At 48.1% G+C, this 19778-nt stretch carries 17 protein-coding genes, 1 tRNA gene and 2 pseudogenes; 8 read left to right on the top strand and 12 right to left on the bottom strand.

Translation table 11 applies throughout. The annotated features are described in order from the left end of the window. From GJ1_RS15040 to GJ1_RS15030, 3 genes are all read left to right on the top strand, one after another. The coding region (locus GJ1_RS15040; protein WP_066234114.1) for an SDR family NAD(P)-dependent oxidoreductase at positions 1–520 on the top strand (520 nt) is incomplete at its 5' end. An 18-nt stretch (positions 521–538) separates the two neighbouring features. Then, complete coding sequence (locus tag GJ1_RS15035) at positions 539–2140, top strand: class I adenylate-forming enzyme family protein (protein ID WP_066234104.1); 1602 nt, start codon at positions 539–541, stop codon at positions 2138–2140. 302 nt (positions 2141–2442) lie between these two features. Next, the gene (locus tag GJ1_RS15030; protein ID WP_066234101.1) at positions 2443–3810 is read left to right on the top strand and encodes a short-chain fatty acid transporter; all 1368 of its coding nucleotides are present in this window, start codon (positions 2443–2445) and stop codon (positions 3808–3810) included. Between the two features lie 107 nt (positions 3811–3917). On the opposite strand, the gene GJ1_RS15025 is transcribed toward GJ1_RS15030, so the two are convergent. After that, positions 3918–4568 carry a DUF975 family protein gene (locus GJ1_RS15025; protein WP_066234098.1) on the bottom strand — a complete coding sequence of 217 codons (651 nt, stop codon included), beginning with the start codon at positions 4566–4568 and terminating at the stop codon, positions 3918–3920. Between the two features lie 437 nt (positions 4569–5005). On the opposite strand from GJ1_RS15025, the gene GJ1_RS15020 reads away from it, so the two are divergent. Further along, positions 5006–5764, top strand: coding sequence for an SDR family oxidoreductase (locus tag GJ1_RS15020; RefSeq protein ID WP_066234095.1), 759 nt, complete (start codon positions 5006–5008; stop codon positions 5762–5764). An 86-nt stretch (positions 5765–5850) separates the two neighbouring features. Here the strand turns inward: GJ1_RS15020 and GJ1_RS15015 are convergent, their stop codons facing one another. Next, positions 5851–6108, bottom strand: a complete 258-nt coding sequence (locus tag GJ1_RS15015; protein WP_066234111.1) for a hypothetical protein — start codon at positions 6106–6108, stop codon at positions 5851–5853. A 539-nt stretch (positions 6109–6647) separates the two neighbouring features. Between GJ1_RS15015 and GJ1_RS15010 the strand changes: the two genes are divergently transcribed. Continuing rightward, positions 6648–7487: an MBL fold metallo-hydrolase gene (locus GJ1_RS15010; protein WP_066234092.1), complete on the top strand. Its 840-nt coding sequence runs from the start codon at positions 6648–6650 to the stop codon at positions 7485–7487. Positions 7488–7696: 209 nt separating this feature from the next. Next, on the top strand, positions 7697–8821 hold the full coding sequence (locus tag GJ1_RS15005) for an NAD(P)/FAD-dependent oxidoreductase (protein ID WP_066234090.1): 1125 nt from the start codon (positions 7697–7699) through the stop codon (positions 8819–8821). 126 nt (positions 8822–8947) lie between these two features. Here GJ1_RS15005 and GJ1_RS15000 read toward each other — a convergent pair whose 3' ends face one another. From GJ1_RS15000 to GJ1_RS14980, 6 genes and pseudogenes are all read right to left on the bottom strand, one after another. Next, on the bottom strand, positions 8948–9499 hold the full coding sequence (locus tag GJ1_RS15000; RefSeq protein ID WP_066234087.1) for a YpiB family protein: 552 nt from the start codon (positions 9497–9499) through the stop codon (positions 8948–8950). A 500-nt stretch (positions 9500–9999) separates the two neighbouring features. After that, the gene (locus GJ1_RS14995; protein WP_066234085.1) at positions 10000–11502 is read right to left on the bottom strand and encodes a malate:quinone oxidoreductase; all 1503 of its coding nucleotides are present in this window, start codon (positions 11500–11502) and stop codon (positions 10000–10002) included. Positions 11503–11923: 421 nt separating this feature from the next. Further along, a pseudogene (locus tag GJ1_RS19130) lies at positions 11924–12188 on the bottom strand (DUF4351 domain-containing protein); the annotation flags it as partial. A gap of 12 nt (positions 12189–12200) precedes the next feature. Then, positions 12201–12764, bottom strand: a complete 564-nt coding sequence (locus GJ1_RS14990; RefSeq protein ID WP_033008850.1) for an NYN domain-containing protein — start codon at positions 12762–12764, stop codon at positions 12201–12203. 991 nt (positions 12765–13755) lie between these two features. Then, positions 13756–13959: pseudogene (locus GJ1_RS18730) on the bottom strand (YdbC family protein); the annotation flags it as partial. 13 nt (positions 13960–13972) lie between these two features. Continuing rightward, positions 13973–14329, bottom strand: a complete 357-nt coding sequence (locus tag GJ1_RS14980; protein WP_066234082.1) for a 3'-5' exonuclease — start codon at positions 14327–14329, stop codon at positions 13973–13975. Positions 14330–14459: 130 nt separating this feature from the next. On the opposite strand from GJ1_RS14980, the gene GJ1_RS14975 reads away from it, so the two are divergent. Both GJ1_RS14975 and GJ1_RS14970 read left to right on the top strand, forming a co-directional pair. Continuing rightward, positions 14460–15296 (top strand): MerR family transcriptional regulator, encoded by an 837-nt coding sequence (locus GJ1_RS14975; protein ID WP_066234080.1) that lies wholly within the window; start codon positions 14460–14462, stop codon positions 15294–15296. Further along, positions 15274–17031: an ABC transporter ATP-binding protein gene (locus tag GJ1_RS14970; RefSeq protein WP_066234076.1), complete on the top strand. Its 1758-nt coding sequence runs from the start codon at positions 15274–15276 to the stop codon at positions 17029–17031. The genes GJ1_RS14975 and GJ1_RS14970 overlap by 23 nt, the downstream gene beginning before the upstream one ends. Before the next feature lie 35 nt (positions 17032–17066). On the opposite strand, the gene GJ1_RS14965 is transcribed toward GJ1_RS14970, so the two are convergent. The 4 genes from GJ1_RS14965 to GJ1_RS14950 form a co-directional block, all read right to left on the bottom strand. After that, positions 17067–17139, bottom strand: a tRNA-Arg gene (locus GJ1_RS14965). 382 nt (positions 17140–17521) lie between these two features. Then, positions 17522–18298, bottom strand: a complete 777-nt coding sequence (locus GJ1_RS14960; protein WP_066234074.1) for a hypothetical protein — start codon at positions 18296–18298, stop codon at positions 17522–17524. A gap of 165 nt (positions 18299–18463) precedes the next feature. Beyond that, on the bottom strand, positions 18464–18895 hold the full coding sequence (locus GJ1_RS14955; protein ID WP_245629427.1) for a GNAT family N-acetyltransferase: 432 nt from the start codon (positions 18893–18895) through the stop codon (positions 18464–18466). A gap of 147 nt (positions 18896–19042) precedes the next feature. Beyond that, on the bottom strand, positions 19043–19778 hold a 736-nt coding region (locus GJ1_RS14950), incomplete at its 5' end, for an RNA-guided endonuclease TnpB family protein (RefSeq protein ID WP_066234071.1).

Genomic DNA, 19778 nt, shown 5'->3' with positions numbered 1-19778 from the left:
CGCACAGCACGGCCGCCTTGACATTTTAGTGAACAACGCTGGCATGAACATTCGCAAGCCGCTCATTGATATTGAGGAAGACGATTGGGACCGAGTGTTGAACACGAACTTAAAAGGCATTTTCCTTGTCGGCCAGGCTGCCGCCAAACAGATGATCAAACAAAAATACGGGAAAATCATCAACATTTCGTCCATTTTCGGCGGGGTCGGGATGCCGTTTCAAACGAGCTACGCCGCCAGCAAAGGCGGCATCAACCAATTGACGAAAGTGTGGGCGAGCGAGCTTGCCCCCTACAACATCAATGTCAACGCCATCGCTCCTGCCTACATCCGAACGCCAATGACCAGCGCCTGGCTTCAAGACGAAGAACGGTACCGAAACATCGTCAACAGCACAATGCTCAACCGCGTTGGCGAGCCGGAAGATGTCACCGGACCGGTCGTCTTTCTCGCCTCTGACGCCGCCAATTACATTACCGGACACATTTTGTACGTCGACGGCGGCTGGACAGCGAAATAATTTACGGGGAGGGATTCGATGATTGTAGAAGGACGTTTGTATGGACGGACCGTCAAGCTGTTTGCTGAACGGCCGACGAACGTTTACGAGATGCTTGCCCGCTCAGCCGCAAAATTTCCCAAAGGCGAAGCGCTTGTAAAAGGCGAAACACGGCTTTGTTATGCCGAACTGAAGCAACTCGTCGACCGATTAGCCGGCCGCCTCGCCGAACAGAACGTGCATAAAGGCGACCGAGTTGCACTATTGCTCGGCAACGACATCGAATTTGTGCTGACCGCATTGGCTTGTGCCAAAATCGGGACCATTTTCGTGCCGCTGAACACGAGATTGATCGCCAATGACTTGATTTACATGATGACGAATGCCGGTGCGAAAATGCTTATTACGAACCGGGAGTTCGTACAACCGCTCGAAGACTGGCTGGTCCGCGATCCGTTGATCCAATCTTGTTATTTGACTGATGGACATGACCCTGAGAAACGTCTGTATTCCTTCCATGAAGAGCTGCTCCATCGCGCAGGCGGCGAAAAGCAGCCGGACATATCGCCGGAAGAAACCGACCCGCTTTACATTATGTACACGTCGGGAACGACCGGATTGCCGAAAGGAGCGGTCGGCAGCCATGTGAACGCCATTCATAGCTGCCTCAGCTACCAATTCGTCTTGCAAACCGACCATACGGCACGCACGCTCGTCGCCGTTCCGCTCTTTCACGTGACCGGCTTGATCGGCCAGTTGCTTCATATGCTGCTCGTCGGCGGAACCGTCGTCTTGATGGAGCGCTACCAAACGGAAGCTGCCATCCGGCTTATCCAGCAGGAGAACATCAACTTTTTATTCAATGTGCCGACGATGTACATTATGATGATGTCGCATCCATTGTTTGACACCTTCTCCTACGATTTCGTGCGCATCGTTGCCTACGGCGGAGCCCCGATGTCAAAGGAGACGATCGGCAAGTTGCGGCGCTGCTTCCCGAACGCTTTCTTACACAACGCCTACGGGGCGACGGAAACCACTTCGCCGACAACGATCATGCCAAAGCAGTATCCGGACGATAAAACCGACTCCGTCGGCGTCCCGGTGCCTGTTGCCGATATCAAAATCGTTACAGAAACCGGCGAGACGGCCAAGCCGGGAGAAGCCGGTGAGCTGTACATTAAAGGACCGATGGTCATCCAACAATATTGGAACCGCCCAGAGGCAAACATCGCTTCGTTCACCGAAGACGGCTACTGGAAATCGGGAGATATTGCCCGTATAGACGAAGATGGCTTTGTGTACATCCTCGACCGAAAAAAAGACGTGATCAACCGCGGCGGAGAGAAAATTTACTCTGTTGAAGTCGAAAATGTGCTATACGCCCATCCGAAAGTGCTCGAAGCTACAGTGGTCGGGGTAAAAGATCCTGTATTCGGCGAAGAGGTGAAAGCGTACGTCGTCGCCAAACCAGGAGAGCCGCTGACCGCTGAAGAACTGATCGCCTTCGCCCGCCAACGTCTTCCAAAGTTCAAAACGCCAAAGCAAGTCGAGTTGATTGACCAGCTCCCGCGCAATCCGGGAGGGAAAATTTTAAAAAACAAGCTGGTGGAAATGTCAATGGCGAATCAACGACAGTGACCAAACTCGTCACCATGGAAAAACGATGTTTTTGAAAGCGTTATCAAATGTTTTGTTTGAATCCACTGTTCCGTCCTTTGCGCACGCTGCCATCAGCCATAAAGCTCACATTTCGCACCATGAATAAAAATTCAAAATAAGCCTGATTTTAGCGAATAAAAATTAGTTATTTTACAATATTTGTATAAAAATTTATTTTTATGCGAATATTTGAGTTATTTTTTGTATATTATGCAAAGGTTGCGAAATATGAGATAAAGAACGGACATGGTCATAAAATTTGTCAAGGAGGCTGACGCCGTATGGAAGCAAAAGCACAGACGAATGTTGGGATCGAAAGGCAGGACAACAATTGGATGGCCAAACTGGCGCTCTTTTTCGCCAAAATCGCCGAACGCTGGCTCCCCGATTCGTTCGTCTTCGCCGTTGTTCTGACGTTTGTGACATTTTTAGGCGGAATATTGATCAACGGAAAAAGCCCAGCTGAAATGATCACATACTGGGGTGACGGCTTATGGGGGCTGCTCGCCTTCACCGCCCAAGTCATTACCACCTTTGTCATGAGCTATGCCTTGGCGTTGACGAAACCCGTCTCGCGATTGCTTGAAAAAATCGCCGGGAAATGCCATTCGCCCAATTCCGCCATCTTGCTCGTCACTTTTACATCGCTCGCCGCTTCATTCATCAGCTGGGCATTCGGCCTCGTCGTCGCCGGCATCATCGCCAAGCTCGTGGCAAAAAAAGTGCGTGACGTCGACTATCGCGTCCTTGTCGCTGCCGGATATTCCGGATTTGTCATTTGGCAAGGCGGCTTGTCGTCCTCTGCTGCTTTATTTGTCGCCACCAAAGGACATGTGTTTGAGAAGCAGATCGGCATTATCCCGACATCGGAAACCATTTTCTCGGCGGTAAATATGGCGATTATTCTCGTCGTCTTTTTCACGTTGCCTTTTATCATGAAGATCATTCATCCTGCCAGAAAGGAAGACCGTTTTCTCATCGATCCGGCCTTGTTGGAGGATGCGATCGAAGAGCCGCAAGAACAATCCGACTTCATCAATGACAAAATCGAAAAAAGCCGTCTGATTACGCTGGCCGCCGGCATCCTTGGGCTCGTGTACCTAATCATCCATTTTTCCAAAAATGGCTTTTCCCTTGATTTAAATACCGTCAACTTAATGTTTTTAACATTCGCTTTGCTGCTGTTCGGAAATGTGCGCGAACTGGGGGTGGGCCTTGTCAAATCGTCTAGCAGCGTCAGCCAAATTATTTTGCAATATCCGTTTTACGCCGGAATCATGGGCATGATGTCCTCATCCGGATTAGCGCAATGGCTCTCTGATTTCTTTACAAAGTTTTCGACAGGCGAAACGTTGCCGCTATTCACGTTTTGGTCAGCCGGATTTTTAAACTTGTTCATCCCATCGGGCGGCGGCCAATGGGTCGTCCAAGCGCCCATCGCTCTTCCGGCCGCCTTGGAAATGGGCGTCGATCCAGCCAAAATGGTCATGGCCGTCGCTTGGGGCGAATGGAGCAACATGATCCAGCCGTTTTGGGCCATCCCGCTTCTCGCCATCGCCGGCCTGCGCATCCGCGACATTATGGGATTTACGACGATCACCTTCATTTACGTCGGTGTTGTCGCTTCCGTCTTTCTGTATGTGCTTTAACCAAACAACAGCCCGCAGCCAACCTATTGAACTGGCTGCGGGCAACATTTATAAAGAAATTCACATTTCTAGCGGATAGGTTTTTCCAAGAATCGAAACTATATGGTCTATTCTTGCACACGAATCAACTGATCATAAAAAACCGCCAGCGACGTGTACACATAAGGAATCAGCCAAAGCAACCCGATGCCGAGCGTCAGAACGGACAAAATCCCCCAGCCGAGAAAACTCAAATAAAGCAAAAAAAGCTTCCCTTTATACCCTTTCATCCGCTTGTTGCTTTCTCGAATCGCTTGAAGCACCCCATACTCCGGATGGTCTTTTAACAAAAAAAACGTCTGCGAGTAAGCCAATGATTTAATAATCCCCGGGATAATGAGCAGAACACTCCATAAAAACACAAAAATGCCGTACAAAATCGATGCGCCGATCAACTTGAGCGGCAACTTTCCTTGCTGATACACGGTGAAGAGCGGCGCCACCGAAAGCGGCTGCCCTCGATACGCATCTAAAAACACCCAATAGACCGCGATGCCGAGCGGAAGCAGCGCAATCGTATACAGCAAGCTCACCATCTGAGCCGAGAACGGCGGATCCTCTTGTGCCATCCAATCGCTCCATCCCCCGCTGAGCACCATTTCCAACAACGTTGGGATGACCGTATTCAACACAAAATACACGAACATAATAAGAACTGCCATTCCCCATTTCCCTTTTAACGCCTGCCTCGCTTGCCTTCTGAGCTGTGATAATGTCATGATGGCTCCTCCTCTTAGAAAGCCGGTGATTTTAATGAAACATGCGGTTCAAACAAACTGTTTCTCAACTTAGGAAACTTTGCAAATTCTGTTCTTACCACCTTCTTAATCCAAACACTTTCTCCATTCGATCATCAGCCTTCTAAACATGACTTTTTACCACATTATACCTTACCTTTCACCCCCCAGCTAGATAAATTGAAAAGATTTTTTAAAATGTTTTTGAGCTAACAAAACGAGTGATGAAATCCTCTTCTTCCTATATATGGTCATCCCTTATCCCACTTGCCATAAATGTTCTCCTCCATCTCCAACTCTTTGATATCCTTCCGGGAGATGTCGCTTGAAATGAAATTTTCAAATTCTATCCCTGTGATTCAACAAAAACATATGGGTACAAATAAGGGGATGATTTTCTAAACAAGGAGGAACTTTAAATGAAGCTGCAAGGAAAAGTCGCCATTGTCACCGGAGCCGCCTCGGGGATGGGAAAAGCGATCGCGCTGTTGTTTGCCAAAGAAGGAGCAAAAGTCGTCGTCTCAGACATTCACGAAGAAGGGCAGTCCGCTGTAGTCAAAGAGATTACAGAAAACGGCGGAACCGCCATCGGCATCACCGCCAACGTTGCGAACAAAGAACATGTCGAGCGTCTGATCAATGAAACGGTGCAAACATTCGAAACGCTTGACATTTTAGTCAACAATGCCGGCATTATGGACAACTTTGTGCCTGCTGCCGATGTGACGGATGAGCTGTGGGAAAAAGTGTTTGCCGTCAACGCGACAAGCGTCATGCGCACCACTCGCAAAGCACTGTCCATCTTCCTTGCCAAAAAAAGCGGAGTGATCATCAATATCGCCTCCGTCGGCGGACTTTACGGATCGCGAGCTGGGGCAGCCTACACCGCTTCGAAGCACGCCGTCATTGGGTTGACGAAAAACGTCGGATTCCAATATGCGAAAGAAGGCATCCGCTGCAATGCCATCGCCCCAGGCGGCGTCAGCACGAACATCGGTGCCACGATCACCGCGCCGAACCCATTCGGAATGGAGCGGGCCATGGCGGGCGCGGCTCTCAACCCACGAGCAGGAGAGCCAGAGGAAATCGCAAAAGTCGCTTTGTTTTTGGCTTCTGATGACTCGAGTTTCATCAACGGCGCTGTTATTGTGGCTGATGCTGGGTGGACGGCGTATTGACGTAAAAATGAAAAAAGCCATCCCGATGGATTTCGTTCACCTTCGGGATCGGCTTTTTCACCCTCTCCTTCACGCCGTCTTTTTCTTTATCTCCGAGCCATTTTGTACACATACAGCACCAATCCACTGATCATCGCCACTCCGACAAACGAAACCAAATAAACGATCGGCGCCCCTGCACGGCCAAATGTGACTTCGTTTTGCAACACATCGACACGCTCCCAGGCATTGGCCACATCAGGCTTGTAAAGCTTCGTTTTCCAATACCCGATGCCGATCGTTGCTGCGAAATACACGATATGGACAACCAGTGAAATCAATAAGGCTTGGATAACGGTTTTCAATTCATCTCCCTCCAAACGGTTCGAACGATCGCTTGACGTTCTCTTGGATTCAGCGGCTGGAACGCCCATCCATCATCCGACTTGATTTTGCAACACATAAACACCTTTCCGCTGTCAGAAGGCTTTCCGGACGCCCCATTGCGACTAAAAAAGCAACCACGCTTGCATCCGTCGCCCTTTCCCCTGTCGATTGTCTATGTGTTTCCCTAAGGTGGAAATGGGGAGCGTTCTCCATCAAAATGACCAAATGAATCGCTTTCTATCATTTTACTATATTAACGAATATAAGAAAATCCTTCCCCGTCATTCTAACGAACCCGAAATGCTGATAGAGCGCTCAATCCCCGGAAAAGAAGGGATACACAACGATTGGTGACTGAAGTAAGCTTAACAATAGGCGACTTGTCTTGATCGGTCGCACCTCGACCACCGGGCAAAGCACGCTTTGACGTTCAGCGCGTTTGAAGAAAAAATGAATGAACACTCATTCTTTATGATATAATGAACACAACCATTCTTGCGGCAAGGAGGTTCCCTGTATGTTGCTCGAGAAAGTGATCAAAAAGCGGTTTGAAACCGAGACGGTGCAAAACGTGCGCATCGCCAAGGGAACGGCGATGTTTCAAGGCGTTCGGCTCACTGTTCGCTGCTTTGTCATCGATGACGTGCTGATTGACACCGGCGCAAAATCGATGGAAAACGAATTCACTTCGTTTTTCCAACAACAAGACATCGATCAAGTCGTGATCACCCATTTTCACGAAGACCATACCGGCTGCGCGGCGTTTTTGCAGCGAAAGATGGGCTTGCCCATCTATATGAATGAGCGAATGATCGACTACTGCCGCCAAAAAGCGGACTATCCGCTTTATCGAAAAGTGTTTTGGGGCAAGCGCGAACCGTTTGCCGCCAAGCCCATCGGCGCGACGTTTTCCTCGCGAAACGCAACGTGGGACGTCATCCCGACGCCGGGCCATTCAATCGACCATGTGGCGTTTTTGAACCGCGAAACCGGCCAGCTGTTCAGCGGCGACTTGTACTGTCAAGAAAAAACGAAAGTCATCTTGCGCGAGGAAAACATCCCGGCGATCATCGCTTCCTTGCAACACGTGTTGACGTACGATTTCGGCGACGTCTTTTGCGCTCACGCCGGCTATCTCCCGAACGGGCGCGAGGCGTTGCAGCGGAAGCTTGACTATTTGCTTGAACTGCAAGGGACGATCATCGATTTATACGAAAAAGGAACACCGCCCAAACAAATCCAAACGATTTTGTTTCCGAAAAAATACCCGATCGTCTTTTTCTCGGGCGGAGAGTGGGACTCGCTCCATATCATCCGGTCAGTCATTCAGGAATATAAGACAAAACAAGCGAGCTGAAGCGGGGCTGCCGGAAATGGCCATAGGCCGTTGGAAAATGGACGAAATTTTTTACGGAAAGAATATGCCCACTTTTCTATAGCAGCCATCATTTCTTTTTTCTGTTGTCGCACTTGTCCTGCTTCGGCTAACCGCCCCCGTTTTCGTTCGGCCGCTTGTATGTTATGCTATATATGCTAATAGAAAAAAAACGAAAAAGGTGTTTCTGTATGAAGTCGTACATCGTCATTGGAGCTGGCATTTTAGGCTCCTCGACCGCCTATCACCTGGCCAAGGAAGGCGGCCAAGTCGTGATCATCGACCGCGGCGACAAAGGCCAAGCGACCGACGCGGCGGCGGGCATCGTGTGTCCTTGGCTGTCGCAGCGCCGCAACCAAAAATGGTATCGGTTAGCGAAAGGCGGGGCGAAATTTTATCCTTCCCTCATTGAAGAGCTGGAATCATACGGGGAAACGGAAACCGGTTACGCACGCGTCGGGGCGCTATGGCTGCACACGGACGAACAGAAGCTGAACCAAATGGAGGAGCGCGCTCTCAAACGGCGCGAAGACGCCCCGGAGATGGGAGACATCGTGCGGCTCCACCCGCAGGAGGCAAAGAAGCTGTTTCCGCCGCTTGAGGAAAAGTATCATGCCCTGTATGTGAGCGGGGCGGCCCGCGTCAACGGCCGCGCGCTGCGCGACGCCCTCATCAATGCGGCACAGAAGCACGGCGCAGTCTATATCCGCGGAAACGCGCGGCTTCTGGTTGATGGCTCACGCGTCATCGGCGTGGAAGCGGACGGAACGAAATACGCCGCCGAGGTGGTCATCATCACCGCCGGGGCCTGGGCTGGCGACCTGCTGCGGCCGTTAGGTATTGAGTTTTCCGTTACGCCGCAAAAAGGGCAACTCATCCACTTGGAACATCCGGAACACGATACGTCCCATTGGCCGGTCGTCATGCCACCGAACAATCAGTATATGCTCGCTTTCCCGGGAGGCAGGATTGTAATCGGAACCACCCACGAAGATGAAGCGGGTATGGACATCCGCCCCACCGCCGGGGGAATGCACGAATTATTGGACAAAGCGCTTGCCGTTGCGCCGGGGCTTTCTGCCTGCACATATATTGAGACGCGAGTCGGGTTCCGCCCGCGCACGCCCGGATTTCTTCCTGTCTTCGGGGCGATCCCTCGGTTTTCCGGCCTGTACGTCGCCAACGGCCTCGGCTCTTCCGGGCTCACCGTCGGCCCGTATTTAGGATCGGAGCTCGCCAAGCTTGTGCTTGGCCTCCCGACCGAACTCGACCCGCGCGACTATGACGTTGCCGATGCCATCGCTCCGCTCGCCTAATGCGGATGCGGGCGAACGCGCAGTGAATCCCGCGGTCGGTCCGCTCCACCCCGACATTGACAAAAGCCGAAGCGGCGGCCGATGAAATCCATCTTTCGCCGTTAGGGCAAAGCTGGCGGTTGTTTGTCAGCTTTGTCCTTCATATTTTTTCAACTGTTCCGTCAGCTTCTGAAACAGCTCCATATCTTTGCGGTCAAGCGCCTGGTCAATTTGCAGTTTCAACCTCGACACCTCATGACGCTTCAACGCCTCATCGAGCACTTGCTCAGCGGCTTTCGCCATTTTCTCATGGTGCTCATGCCGCCGGACGTTTTCAAACGCCTGATGGTCGATCAACCGAAGGTACGCAAAATTCCTCGCCTTTCCCGGAAAATGGAGCGTCAAATAAAGCGGCTCGTTCGGATGCAGCGCCAAATCGCCCATAATGGCGGCCAGGCTCGTGCTTTTTTGACCCCGTCGATAAAACACAAGCCCCTCTTCTTCCGCCATCGCAGTCGAAATGATCAGCCACCGCGCTTGCCTTTGCTCGGTTTCCGTAAAATGGACGTTCTCAAGCAAATGGGGGTGCTGAAGCAAATACTTGAGCACAAACCGGGCATCGGGATGCTTTAAACGATAATGTTGCAAAAACGTCGTTAAGAAATGCCGCTTTTCTGAATATGACACCCATCTCGTCATTGCGTCACCCCCTTCACCCTAGCCTATTCGCCTGCCACCGCGGAGTTATCCGACAATCTCCTCATTGTTCAAAAGCCAAGACACGGACCGCGGCACAGGCTTATTCAACAAGCAACCGATGGCATAAAAGCGTCTATTCCCATTCCATCCATTTACTTACTTTCAGTATAACCGATTTTGCCCCATCACGCAGCCGCGAGCGGTGTTCAAGGCTCCCGCCGCGCATCTTTGGTCCGATCAACAGAGCAACAATCAAAATATATAGATGCAATTTGAAGCTTTAACATTTGCAGTTTTTACCGAGCATTTGATCGACTGTCGAAGGCAAGCCACGGGCTTGCCTTCGACAGTCGAAAAATGGACAAGCCACTTTTCCGTCAAGGATATGTGAAACGTTTTCGTTGCATCTATATAGGAAAACAGCTGCCCTTGATCTTCGGGCAGCTGCTCCTTACAGGCGACTAGTATACGACCTCCCTTTAGACCGCTAAAGCACAGGCTTACGCCAACTGCAGCGCAAAGTGGCCGTTCAACCCGAGCGCTTCCGCTGTAGATGCTTGCACTTGCCGCAAAAGCGATTCGTTTTTCATCAATGATTCACCGTAGGACGGAATCATTTCTTTCACTTTCGGCCGCCATTCTTTCATCTGTTCCGGGAAGCATTTCTCCATCACTTCAAGCATGACGTGAACCGCCGTTGATGCACCCGGCGAAGCGCCAAGCAACGCCGCGATCGAGCCATCGGCCGCATGGACGACTTCCGTGCCAAATTGCAAAGTCCCTTTGCCGCCAGATTCTGTGTCTTTAATCACTTGCACGCGCTGACCAGCGACGATGATGTCCCACTCCTCGCTTTTCGCCGTCGGAACGAATTCGCGCAGTTCTTCCATGCGCTGCTCTTTGGACAACAGCACTTGTTGGATCAAGTAGTTGGTGAGCGCCATATTTTTCACACCAGCGGCCAATATCGTCAATACGTTGTGCGGCTTGATCGAGGTGAACAGGTCGAGCATCGACCCGTTTTTCAAAAACTTCGGCGAAAAACCAGCAAACGGCCCAAACAGCAGCATTTTTTGATTATCGATAAACCGCGTGTCCAAGTGCGGCACCGACATCGGCGGTGCGCCGACTTTCGCTTTGCCGTACACTTTCGCGTGGTGCTTTTCCACAACCTCTGGGTTGTTGCACACCATAAACAGTCCGCTCACCGGGAAGCCGCCGATCCCTTTCCCTTCTGGAATGCCAGATTTTTGCAACAAGTGGAGGCTGCCTCCTCCGGCGCCGATGAAGACAAACTTGGCCGCATGACGCTCCACGGCGCCCGTGTCCAAATTCCGCACCTTCAACTCCCATAAGCCATCGCTTGTCCGTTTGATATCCTCGACATGATGGCGGTAGTGAATGCTGACATGTTTCCGTTTCAAATGTTCAAACAATTGGCGCGTCAATGCCCCAAAGTTGACGTCCGTCCCCGACTCGATCCGCGTCGCCGCAATCGGCTCGGTCACAACCCGATCTTCCATCATGAGCGGCACCCATTCGGCCAACTTTTTCGGGTCATCAGAAAATTCCATTCCTTTAAATAGTGGATTGGCCGCCATCGTTTCATGCCGCTTTTTCAAAAACGCGACATTGTCTTCCCCTTGCACGAAGCTCATATGCGGCAATGGGCGGATGAACTCTTTTGGATCCGCGAGCACCCCGCTGTTCACTAAATGAGCCCAAAACTGCAAGGAGACATAAAACTGCTCATTGATTTTGATGGCTTTGCTGATGTCGATCGACCCATCGGACTTCTCAACGGTGTAGTTCAGCTCGCAAAGCGCCGCATGTCCGGTTCCGGCGTTGTTCCACTCGTTGGAGCTTTCCGCCCCCGCTTCTTCGAGCCGTTCAAACACGGCAATCTCCCATTCGGGCGCCAATTCCTTGAGCAGCGTCCCCAACGTTGCGCTCATAATGCCAGCGCCGATTAAAATGACGTCCGTTGTTTGTTTGTTCCCCATGTTTACCATCCCTATCCATGAATAGTTGTAAAAGAGCATCGAGCGACCGCTCGAAATGATTCCACCGATACCCCTTTGGATTTTGAGGGCGATTACAAGATTTATTATAACACAATTGATTAATAGTATGTCATTATTATCGAGCTCAACAAAAATATATTAATATAATTCAATATATCGTCGCCTATTCATTACATCGACGTGGCCCTCGGCAATCGCCCTTCATAATAATTTTACAAAATCGTTGAATATTTCGCCACCATCCTCGAGAAAAAATGCAGAGATTTTTCAAGAAGGCTGATGAAAAACAAACGAAATCATTTTTGTTCCATATCCGCGTCATTTTCTTCCCCTGCAAAACGATCGCGATTCCATTAACCATTTCCAAACTTCTTTTTCCGTCAAGTCAAGCATATGGGGATTCGACTCGTTCACTTCCAGTATACCCCATTCAGCAACCGGATTGTCATGCTGAATGTCATTCCGTTAGTGTTGCTTGCGGAGCTCCACCGGGAAAAAGCGAAACTGCACTACCTCGCCCCAAAGGGAAACTCGGTCGAAAACACGGACGGTTCATCGCGGAGGGCCTCGTAGCTGAAGAGAGCGATTGGTGCAATGTTGCGGTGGCATTTCTCAAATAGGCGGCTGAAATCGAAAAACGCGCCCTTAGGAAATAACAGTTGTACACAATCGCCTTCTCATTCCCGTCGAATGCTGTGGAGAAATTCCGCATCGATTACTTTCCTGTCATCGACAAGATCTAACAGTTCATCGTGCGGCCGAATCTCATCATTTCCGTCGGAATAATAAAGGGTGATATGCACTCCTTCTGATTGGGCGATTTGCAACGCGGGCAAAAAATCACTGTCCCCCGTCAACAATGCCGCATGAGTGATTAATTTCTTCGTACTATGCATAACCAAATCGGTTGCTAGCATCACATCGATCCTTTTTTGCTCAAACACTGGAAACCCGCGCTCATCAATGCCACGAAATGCTAGCTTCCCTTCCCGGACGGTAAAACTACCAAGCCGGTTTAGTCTTTTGAAAAAACGTTGTGCATGGGAGAAATAGTCTTTTTCCTCTAGAGATGGATAGGATGATTGATGAGGAAGGCAATGGTAGTAGTACGTTCGTAAAAGCAGATGGCCTTGAGCCATTTGTTGAGCAAGCTTGCTGTAATCGATTTTGGCTTTTCCATGCCATTTCAACACATGGTCGAGATATCCACCATCAATAAATAAGGCAATTCGCGAATACAAAGCATTCCCTCCCGTCCATGGCAATGAATACAAAAGGAGCGGCGATGCCGCCCCCTCTCTTGACCTGCCATCCATCCGAACGGCAGCGGTTATTCTAAATATCATTATAATTGGAAAAACGGTGCATGTAAATCCCCCAGTTGAGACGAACAGACAATTCGCGTCGAGCCGGTTGGCCCCGAGAAGCTGTTGGATTTCCGAGGCATAGGCAGCGTTTTTGTGATGTTTGACTTGCTCTCGATTTCGGCTTGGCCTCGCTGGACACTTCATTTGCCTTTTTCAGCAACTGTTCTTTTGGTTGAACACATGTCTTTGGGTTCCCAACCGCGCCATCCGATCGATGCGATGCCTTTTCCAGCCAAAAACGGAATAAGTTCATTGCGGTCACCCGCTCGGATCATCCCACCATTTTTTATTCGAATTCCTCACCTTTTCTAGCGATGACAAATATATAAAAACAACCGTTCCAGTTCCTCCGACTCTAACTTTCGAACCAGGCTAATAAACTCCCTATGGAATGAAGGATAAATGCTGCTAATGCTTTCTATTTCGTATTGCAACGCTTCTTCAGATGGTGCCGATTGTATCCCCGTTAGTAATTGCTGTTTATTGCAAAATAAAAATACAGAGATCTGCAGAGAATTTGGCTTAGGCCAACTTGACATGGAGTGGGGGGCGTGATAGCCTTTTTAGGCATAGCCAGCCCTTGATATTGCTGGATTCCTGGCTTTTTAATCACGCCCCCAGAGGCTCCATGTCAAGTTGTAATTCTCTGCACTTTTCCTTGCAAAACTCTGTATTTTTTCTTTGCAGAAAACAGTAATTGCCTTTGTTTCTCGACAGAGTACTCTTTTTCGTTCATAAATATTAGCACATTCTTGAGTTGTTGAATAAATAACGGAGCGTTCTCCGTCCATTCATCGATTCGTTTCCACCAATCCTCATTTTGCACGCTGGAGTTTTTAGATGAATTTTCCTCAAACAGCTGTTTTAATGCGTAATATAACTCCTTCGCTTCCGCTTCTGAAAGGGTAACTCCTTTTCCCATTTTCGCATGTGAGACATCCCAATCCCGTATATCATACTTCGGGGGATATCCGTTCCAACTCACAAGATTTAGTTCCTTATTCCATCCTTTGGGAGAACTAGACAACGTCGCAATTCGTTTTTTGATTTCAAACTGAATCGTTGCCAAACAAACCGCTCCCTTACTTGGAATATATACTTGAATCAAAGCCAAAGGCATCGTAATCTTCTTTATGAAAATTTCTTACAAAAGGACAAATACTTTTAAAGTTGCGGCCAGTATACATCAACTGCACTTCTTTTTTCGCCCTAGTGATTGCAACATAAAGAACTTTCTTTTCGTCATTGAGTATAGCTTCAAAATCCGCCTTGTAGCCGTCACTATTTTTATTGTCACCGGCTCGTTTATCCAGCTCTTCAATCCTCTTTTTATTCGGATAATGATCACGGTCAAAATGAATCAAAAATACATAATCAAACTCAAGCCCTTTGACGCTAAAAGCATCCGTAAACAAGATCGGCTTTTTTTGTTTGTTCAAGTCAAATCTTCTTCTACAGCCAACACAGTCTTTACGCACTTGTATGGAATAAGCAGTCCCTCTTGAACCTCCAGTTGCGTTAGGGGGTATGATAAGGGAGAGACTAGCAAAAGAAAGGTGGGAAGCTGTCATGGAGACGTATTCGATCGGCGAAATCTCAAAAAAGACAGGTGTGTCAATCCGGACATTGCGGTATTATGATGAAATTGGACTATTGCGACCAGCTAAGGATCCGTCATCAGGACATCGAATCTATACGGAAGAAGACATTCTTCAGTTGCACAAAATTATGAGTTTGAAGTTTATCGGTCTTAGCTTGGAAGAGATTCGGCAATATATTCACCAACCAACGTACGACCTTACATTAAAAGAAACGTTAATACTAGAAAAGAACATGTTAGAACAAAAACGGAGCCAGTTAGAAAGATCCATTCAAGCCATTGAATATGCCATCACCCTTTTAGAAGAAGAAGGAGAGATTGACAGCCTTCTCTTGATGAGTTTAATCCGCAGCATTCAAACAGAAGAGGATCAAAAACGATTGATGACACATTACCTAGATCAAGAAACCATTGATGCCATCTTTCATAATGAAGAACTCAAGCAAAAAGAGAAAGAAATGATTAAGTCCTATGCTCAGTTTGTCAAACAAGTTCACGAAATGTACGGGCTCCCCATCGATCATCCTGACGTACAGCACATGATTGAAACGTTCCTGCGCTCTACTGTTGGCCTTTTGAGCTCTCAGACCGTCGAAAAGATTGCCGATCTACTTAATAAGAAAACATCGGAGTCCTTTGAGTGGGAGGAAGAATGGGATGTCCTTAGCCCTCTCCCCTTTTCCAAAGAAGAGGTGCAATGGCTTGAACAAGCGATGGATTACTACATGCAACGTCTTGAGCACACTGGTATAGATTGGGAGGAGCCACAGAAAGGAGAGAACGATGGACATGGAAAAAAAAGGTAGTCCGAAACAATTTTGGCATTTGCTCAAACAGGGACAATTGAAAAAATCGCTCATTGTTTTTGCGCTCATTCTTGGATTGATTGAAAGCGGGGCTGGTTTGATCATTCCCCTCTTCACCAGGGACTTCATTGATCTCTTAGCCCATGGCGGAATTAGGTGGCAACAAATCATTTTACTCTTATCCGCCTTTTTCGTTCAAACGGCGGCAGGTGGCGTCTCGTTTTATCTCATGTCATATGCCGGAGAAGCTCTAGTCGCCCAGATTCGAAAAAAATTATGGAACCACGTCCTTCATTTGTCTATCCCCTTTTTTGATCGCCATGAATCGGGGGAAACGATGAGCCGCATTACTCAAGATACAGCGGTCATCAAATCGCTCATTTCCGATCATCTCGTCACATTTTTTAGCGGCATTGTCTCTGTGATTGGTTCCGTCATTTTACTGATTATTCTTGATTGGCGAATTACTCTATTTATCTTTTTGGCAGTTCCGGCTGCTATGCTCATCGTCATGCCATTAGGAAGAAAGATGCATCAAATTTCTTTGCGCACGCAAGATGAGCTGGCCAAATTCTCAGGACATCTTGGCCGGATCTTGCAAGATATTCGTCTCGTGAAATCTTATAATGGTCAAGACGTGGAAGCGGAAAAAGGGGACAAAGAGATCAAAAATTTAATGAACTTCGGTTTGAAAGAAGCGAAAGTCTATGCGGTCATCTCACCGATGATTGCCACTGTCATGATGCTTGTTGTCGTGGTCATTGTCGGTTATGGCGGTGCCCGGGTTGCGTCGGGACATTTGACGGCAGGGGCGCTTGTGGCGATCATTATTTATATTTTTCAAATTGTCATGCCTTTCACTGCCATGGCGTCCTTTTTCACCACCTTTCAAAAAGCGTTGGGAGCTACAGAACGGATCAACGAAATGTTTCAAGAAAAGCAGGAACTCTCGGGATCACAAAAAGAACCCGACTTCAATCAAACATTGCAATTCGAACACGTTTCCTTTTCTTATCATAAAGACAAACCGGTGCTGAAAGGGATTCATTTTACGATTGAGCCAGGCAAAACGTACGCTTTTGTTGGTCCCAGTGGTGGTGGAAAAACGACAATTTTTTCACTCATTGAGCGCTTTTATCTGCCAAATGAAGGACGGATTTTGTTAGGAAATGTCCCTATCCATGAGATTGATTTAAAAAAATGGCGGCAAGCGATTGGCTACGTTTCTCAAGATATTCCCATTTTGTCAGGCACCATTCAGGAAAATATTTGTTATGGGTTAGAAAAAGTGCCTAGACATGAAGAAATCGAACAAGCTTCTCGTTTGGCCAACGCTCACGAATTTATCCAACAATTACCAAACGGTTATGAAACAGAAGTCGGGGAACGAGGAGTCAAGCTTTCAGGTGGACAAAGGCAACGAATTGCTATTGCTCGGGCCATCTTAAAAAACCCCAAACTCCTGCTATTGGATGAAGCCACATCCAACTTGGATAGTGAATCAGAAGGTCTAGTGCAGGAAGCGCTGAAAAACGTTATGAAAGGTCGAACGACGTTGATTATTGCTCATCGACTTTCTACTGTCACCGATGCCGACACCATATTCGTCATAGAAGACGGACGCATTACCGGACAAGGGAACCATGAATTATTACTGGCTACCCATCCTTTATATCGAAAACTAGTGAATCATCAGTTTATACAAGGCAAAGACCGACATATATGCACAAAATAGACGAAAAACCCCCGCATCGCAAAGGTTTTGACTAGCGGCCCCGAGAGGATTCGAACCTCCGACGCACGGTTTAGGAAACCGACGCTCTATCCACTGAGCTACGGGGCCGTGTTAATCGTTCTCTTTTTACATTCTATACGTCTACACACCAGAATTCAATAGCTGCTAGGAAAACAAAACACCTCCCTCTAGAAGGCTAGTATGAAAAGCAGCTCAAAACCGCCCTTCTCAAGTTGATAAACCTTGTAAAATCGGCTCTTCTTTCCCGACGCACTCCATCGATTTGGCAAAAATCATCGTTTTTCATCGGTCTTTCACATTGTTGAAGGTAAAACGTTGAGCCCGGATAGAAAAACATCTCGATTTCTCATGCAAGAATGAACTTTAGAATTGCCCGTCGCCTATTGCAGAGATCCGAAGAGTCTTATCCGAGAATGCGACTTATCGATTGACCAATGATGAAAGCAACGAGGAGGCCTAGCTCCGATGTTCATTTTACGCGGGATCCTTCATATTCTTTGGTATTAAGGATCGTATATACATTCACTGAATAACCGTCGACGCTTATAAAGTGGCTCGTTTCCTTTGGTCCCAGTCCTCTAGCCGCCCCATGAATACGTCCAATTTTGTCTGGCTTTCCTTTTCCGATGTTCCAGCTGTACAATTCCTCCTTTGAATGATAGCCGTTACAAAAATACGCATATTTTCCCCTAACACATAAAGCTTGCGATCCGCGCAACTGCTCAGGCACTTCATATCTCTGCATCGCCTTTGTGTAGGGATCCAAATGAATGAGCGAAAAATCGTCATAAGGAAAGAGCCATAATGTCGAGGATTTCCCTTTACAAATCGCATAGCAGTCAATGATCATGGGACGATCCGTTAAATGGGAATGATATTTGAATGCCGGGGAACCATCAAATCGAAACAAAACCAATCCTTCCGCAGAAATTCCTTTGCCAAAAACCCCTTCATCAAAGTAGCTGATCCATATCCCTTCTTTTCCAACCGCTATATCTTCAATCCCGTCGCCGCCGCAAAATGAACCTTGTACATTTCCATGCAGATCCATCAAAAACACATTATCGCTAATCCCGTCACTTCTCGTATCAGCCAGTAAAAAACGCTCGCTGTCGACCCATCGAATGATGGGAAAACGCACAGGAACGTTTGGATGGAGAACAACTCCATTTGCCACACACTCCATCCGTTGGTGACGTTTTTGCACGACCAACCATCCGTATCGATCGCTCCAATCCGCATCCATCAGCCGAACCCCACTTCGTTCGGAAACAATCGAATAGAAGGTATAGGTTACTACTTCCAAGGTTCATCCCTCGCAGGCAAGTCATCTTTCCTTCATCGAAGTTGGACATCCGTTCTTATGGTTGGCATACAAAGTCAACCGTCTCCCGGCACCCACACGCCGACCTTAATCGACAAAACGAGCCATTACAATCAAATCCCAGTACGTCTTCTCATCGATTTTCACAGCTTTTTTCTTCACGCCTTCTTCCACAAACCCAAACTTTTGATACAATCGAAGCGCGTTCGTGTTGTCAGCGACGACTTCCAAGCAAACTTTTTCAATCAAAGGATTTTCCGTTGCCCAATCGAGCAACGCTGCAAGCAGCGCCGTGCCAATCCCTTGATGCCGGAAGTCTTTTTTCACGCTCATGCCAAAAAATCCTTGGTGCCTAATTCGCTGTTTATTCCCGTTATGAAAATCTAAAAACCCGATCATCTCTCCGTCATGCTCGGCTAAAATCGCCAACTTTCCAGGTTCGTTCACCATTTGTTGCAGCCATTGATGTTGCTGCTCGCTCGTGACCGTCATTTCCGCTTCGGTCTTGACACTCCACACGGCTAAATCCGTGGGATTCTCTGGTCGTTAGCGTCCTCATCCATTTCTGGTTCGGACAACGCCAGAGTTCATGGCTGTGTCATCAGCCCATCCCATCCGGTTAAAGTGTACCCCGATGGGCGGCACACCTGTGACCAGTGCGCTAGGTTAGGCGCTCAAGCTTGAAATCGCTTTGGCGATGTTGATCGCGCCATTCAAGTCGGCGTGGATGGTGTATCCGCATTTTTTACACGTAAACTGGATGCCATTGCGATTTTCCTTTTCCCGATGTCCACATTTACACGTTTGGCTCGTATAAGTCGGATTCACCCACTCGACCCGAATGCCCGCCATTTCGGCTTTGTAGGCAATCATCGTTTGCAGTTGATGGAACGCCCATGAATGAAGACTTCGTCCCGCTTCTTTGGCCGAAGCGGCTCGTTTCCGAATCCCCGCCAAATCTTCCATCCGAATCACGCCAACACCGTTGGCGAGCGCAAAACGGACGATTTGACGGCTGATTTTATGGTTCATATCCTTCATCCAGCAGGACTCTTTATCGCCGATTTTGCGAATCATATGGAGCTTCTTCGCTTTTCCTAATCTCCTTCGCAAAGCCGCGTATCGTCGGCGTATGAAGGCGCATTGATTCCCTTTGAAGAATAAAGATTTGGTTCCGACACTAGCAACAGCGATATATCTTAGCCCTAGATCAATTCCCATTACTTTTGTTTCTTTCCGTTGTTCTGCTTTAAAAGTGATGGGAATAGCTAAGTACCATTTTTTCTTTTTCTTATACAGTTTAGCCGATCCTTGTTTTGCCGTTCCGTTCATGATTCGATTAAGCCATACTTGTTGATATGGACGTGCTGCAACGGGTACACCTATTTTTTTCTCTAATGTC

Source organism: Geobacillus jurassicus NBRC 107829, assembly GCF_001544315.1.
GTDB classification, from domain to species: domain Bacteria; phylum Bacillota; class Bacilli; order Bacillales; family Anoxybacillaceae; genus Geobacillus; species Geobacillus jurassicus.
This window is presented reverse-complemented; position numbering and strand designations above follow the sequence as displayed.

Excerpts from the sequence above, each read along its gene's own strand:
- GJ1_RS15035 (WP_066234104.1), top strand. The coding sequence starts at position 539 with ATGATTGTAGAAGGACGTTTGTATGGACGGACCGTCAAGCTGTTTGCT.
- GJ1_RS15030 (WP_066234101.1), top strand. The coding sequence starts at position 2,443 with ATGGAAGCAAAAGCACAGACGAATGTTGGGATCGAAAGGCAGGACAAC.
- GJ1_RS15025 (WP_066234098.1), bottom strand. The coding sequence starts at position 4,568 with ATGACATTATCACAGCTCAGAAGGCAAGCGAGGCAGGCGTTAAAAGGG.
- GJ1_RS15020 (WP_066234095.1), top strand. The coding sequence starts at position 5,006 with ATGAAGCTGCAAGGAAAAGTCGCCATTGTCACCGGAGCCGCCTCGGGG.
- GJ1_RS15010 (WP_066234092.1), top strand. The coding sequence starts at position 6,648 with ATGTTGCTCGAGAAAGTGATCAAAAAGCGGTTTGAAACCGAGACGGTG.
- GJ1_RS15005 (WP_066234090.1), top strand. The coding sequence starts at position 7,697 with ATGAAGTCGTACATCGTCATTGGAGCTGGCATTTTAGGCTCCTCGACC.
- GJ1_RS15000 (WP_066234087.1), bottom strand. The coding sequence starts at position 9,499 with ATGACGAGATGGGTGTCATATTCAGAAAAGCGGCATTTCTTAACGACG.
- GJ1_RS14995 (WP_066234085.1), bottom strand. The coding sequence starts at position 11,502 with ATGGGGAACAAACAAACAACGGACGTCATTTTAATCGGCGCTGGCATT.
- GJ1_RS14975 (WP_066234080.1), top strand. The coding sequence starts at position 14,460 with ATGGAGACGTATTCGATCGGCGAAATCTCAAAAAAGACAGGTGTGTCA.
- GJ1_RS14970 (WP_066234076.1), top strand. The coding sequence starts at position 15,274 with ATGGACATGGAAAAAAAAGGTAGTCCGAAACAATTTTGGCATTTGCTC.
- GJ1_RS14960 (WP_066234074.1), bottom strand. The coding sequence starts at position 18,298 with ATGGATGCGGATTGGAGCGATCGATACGGATGGTTGGTCGTGCAAAAA.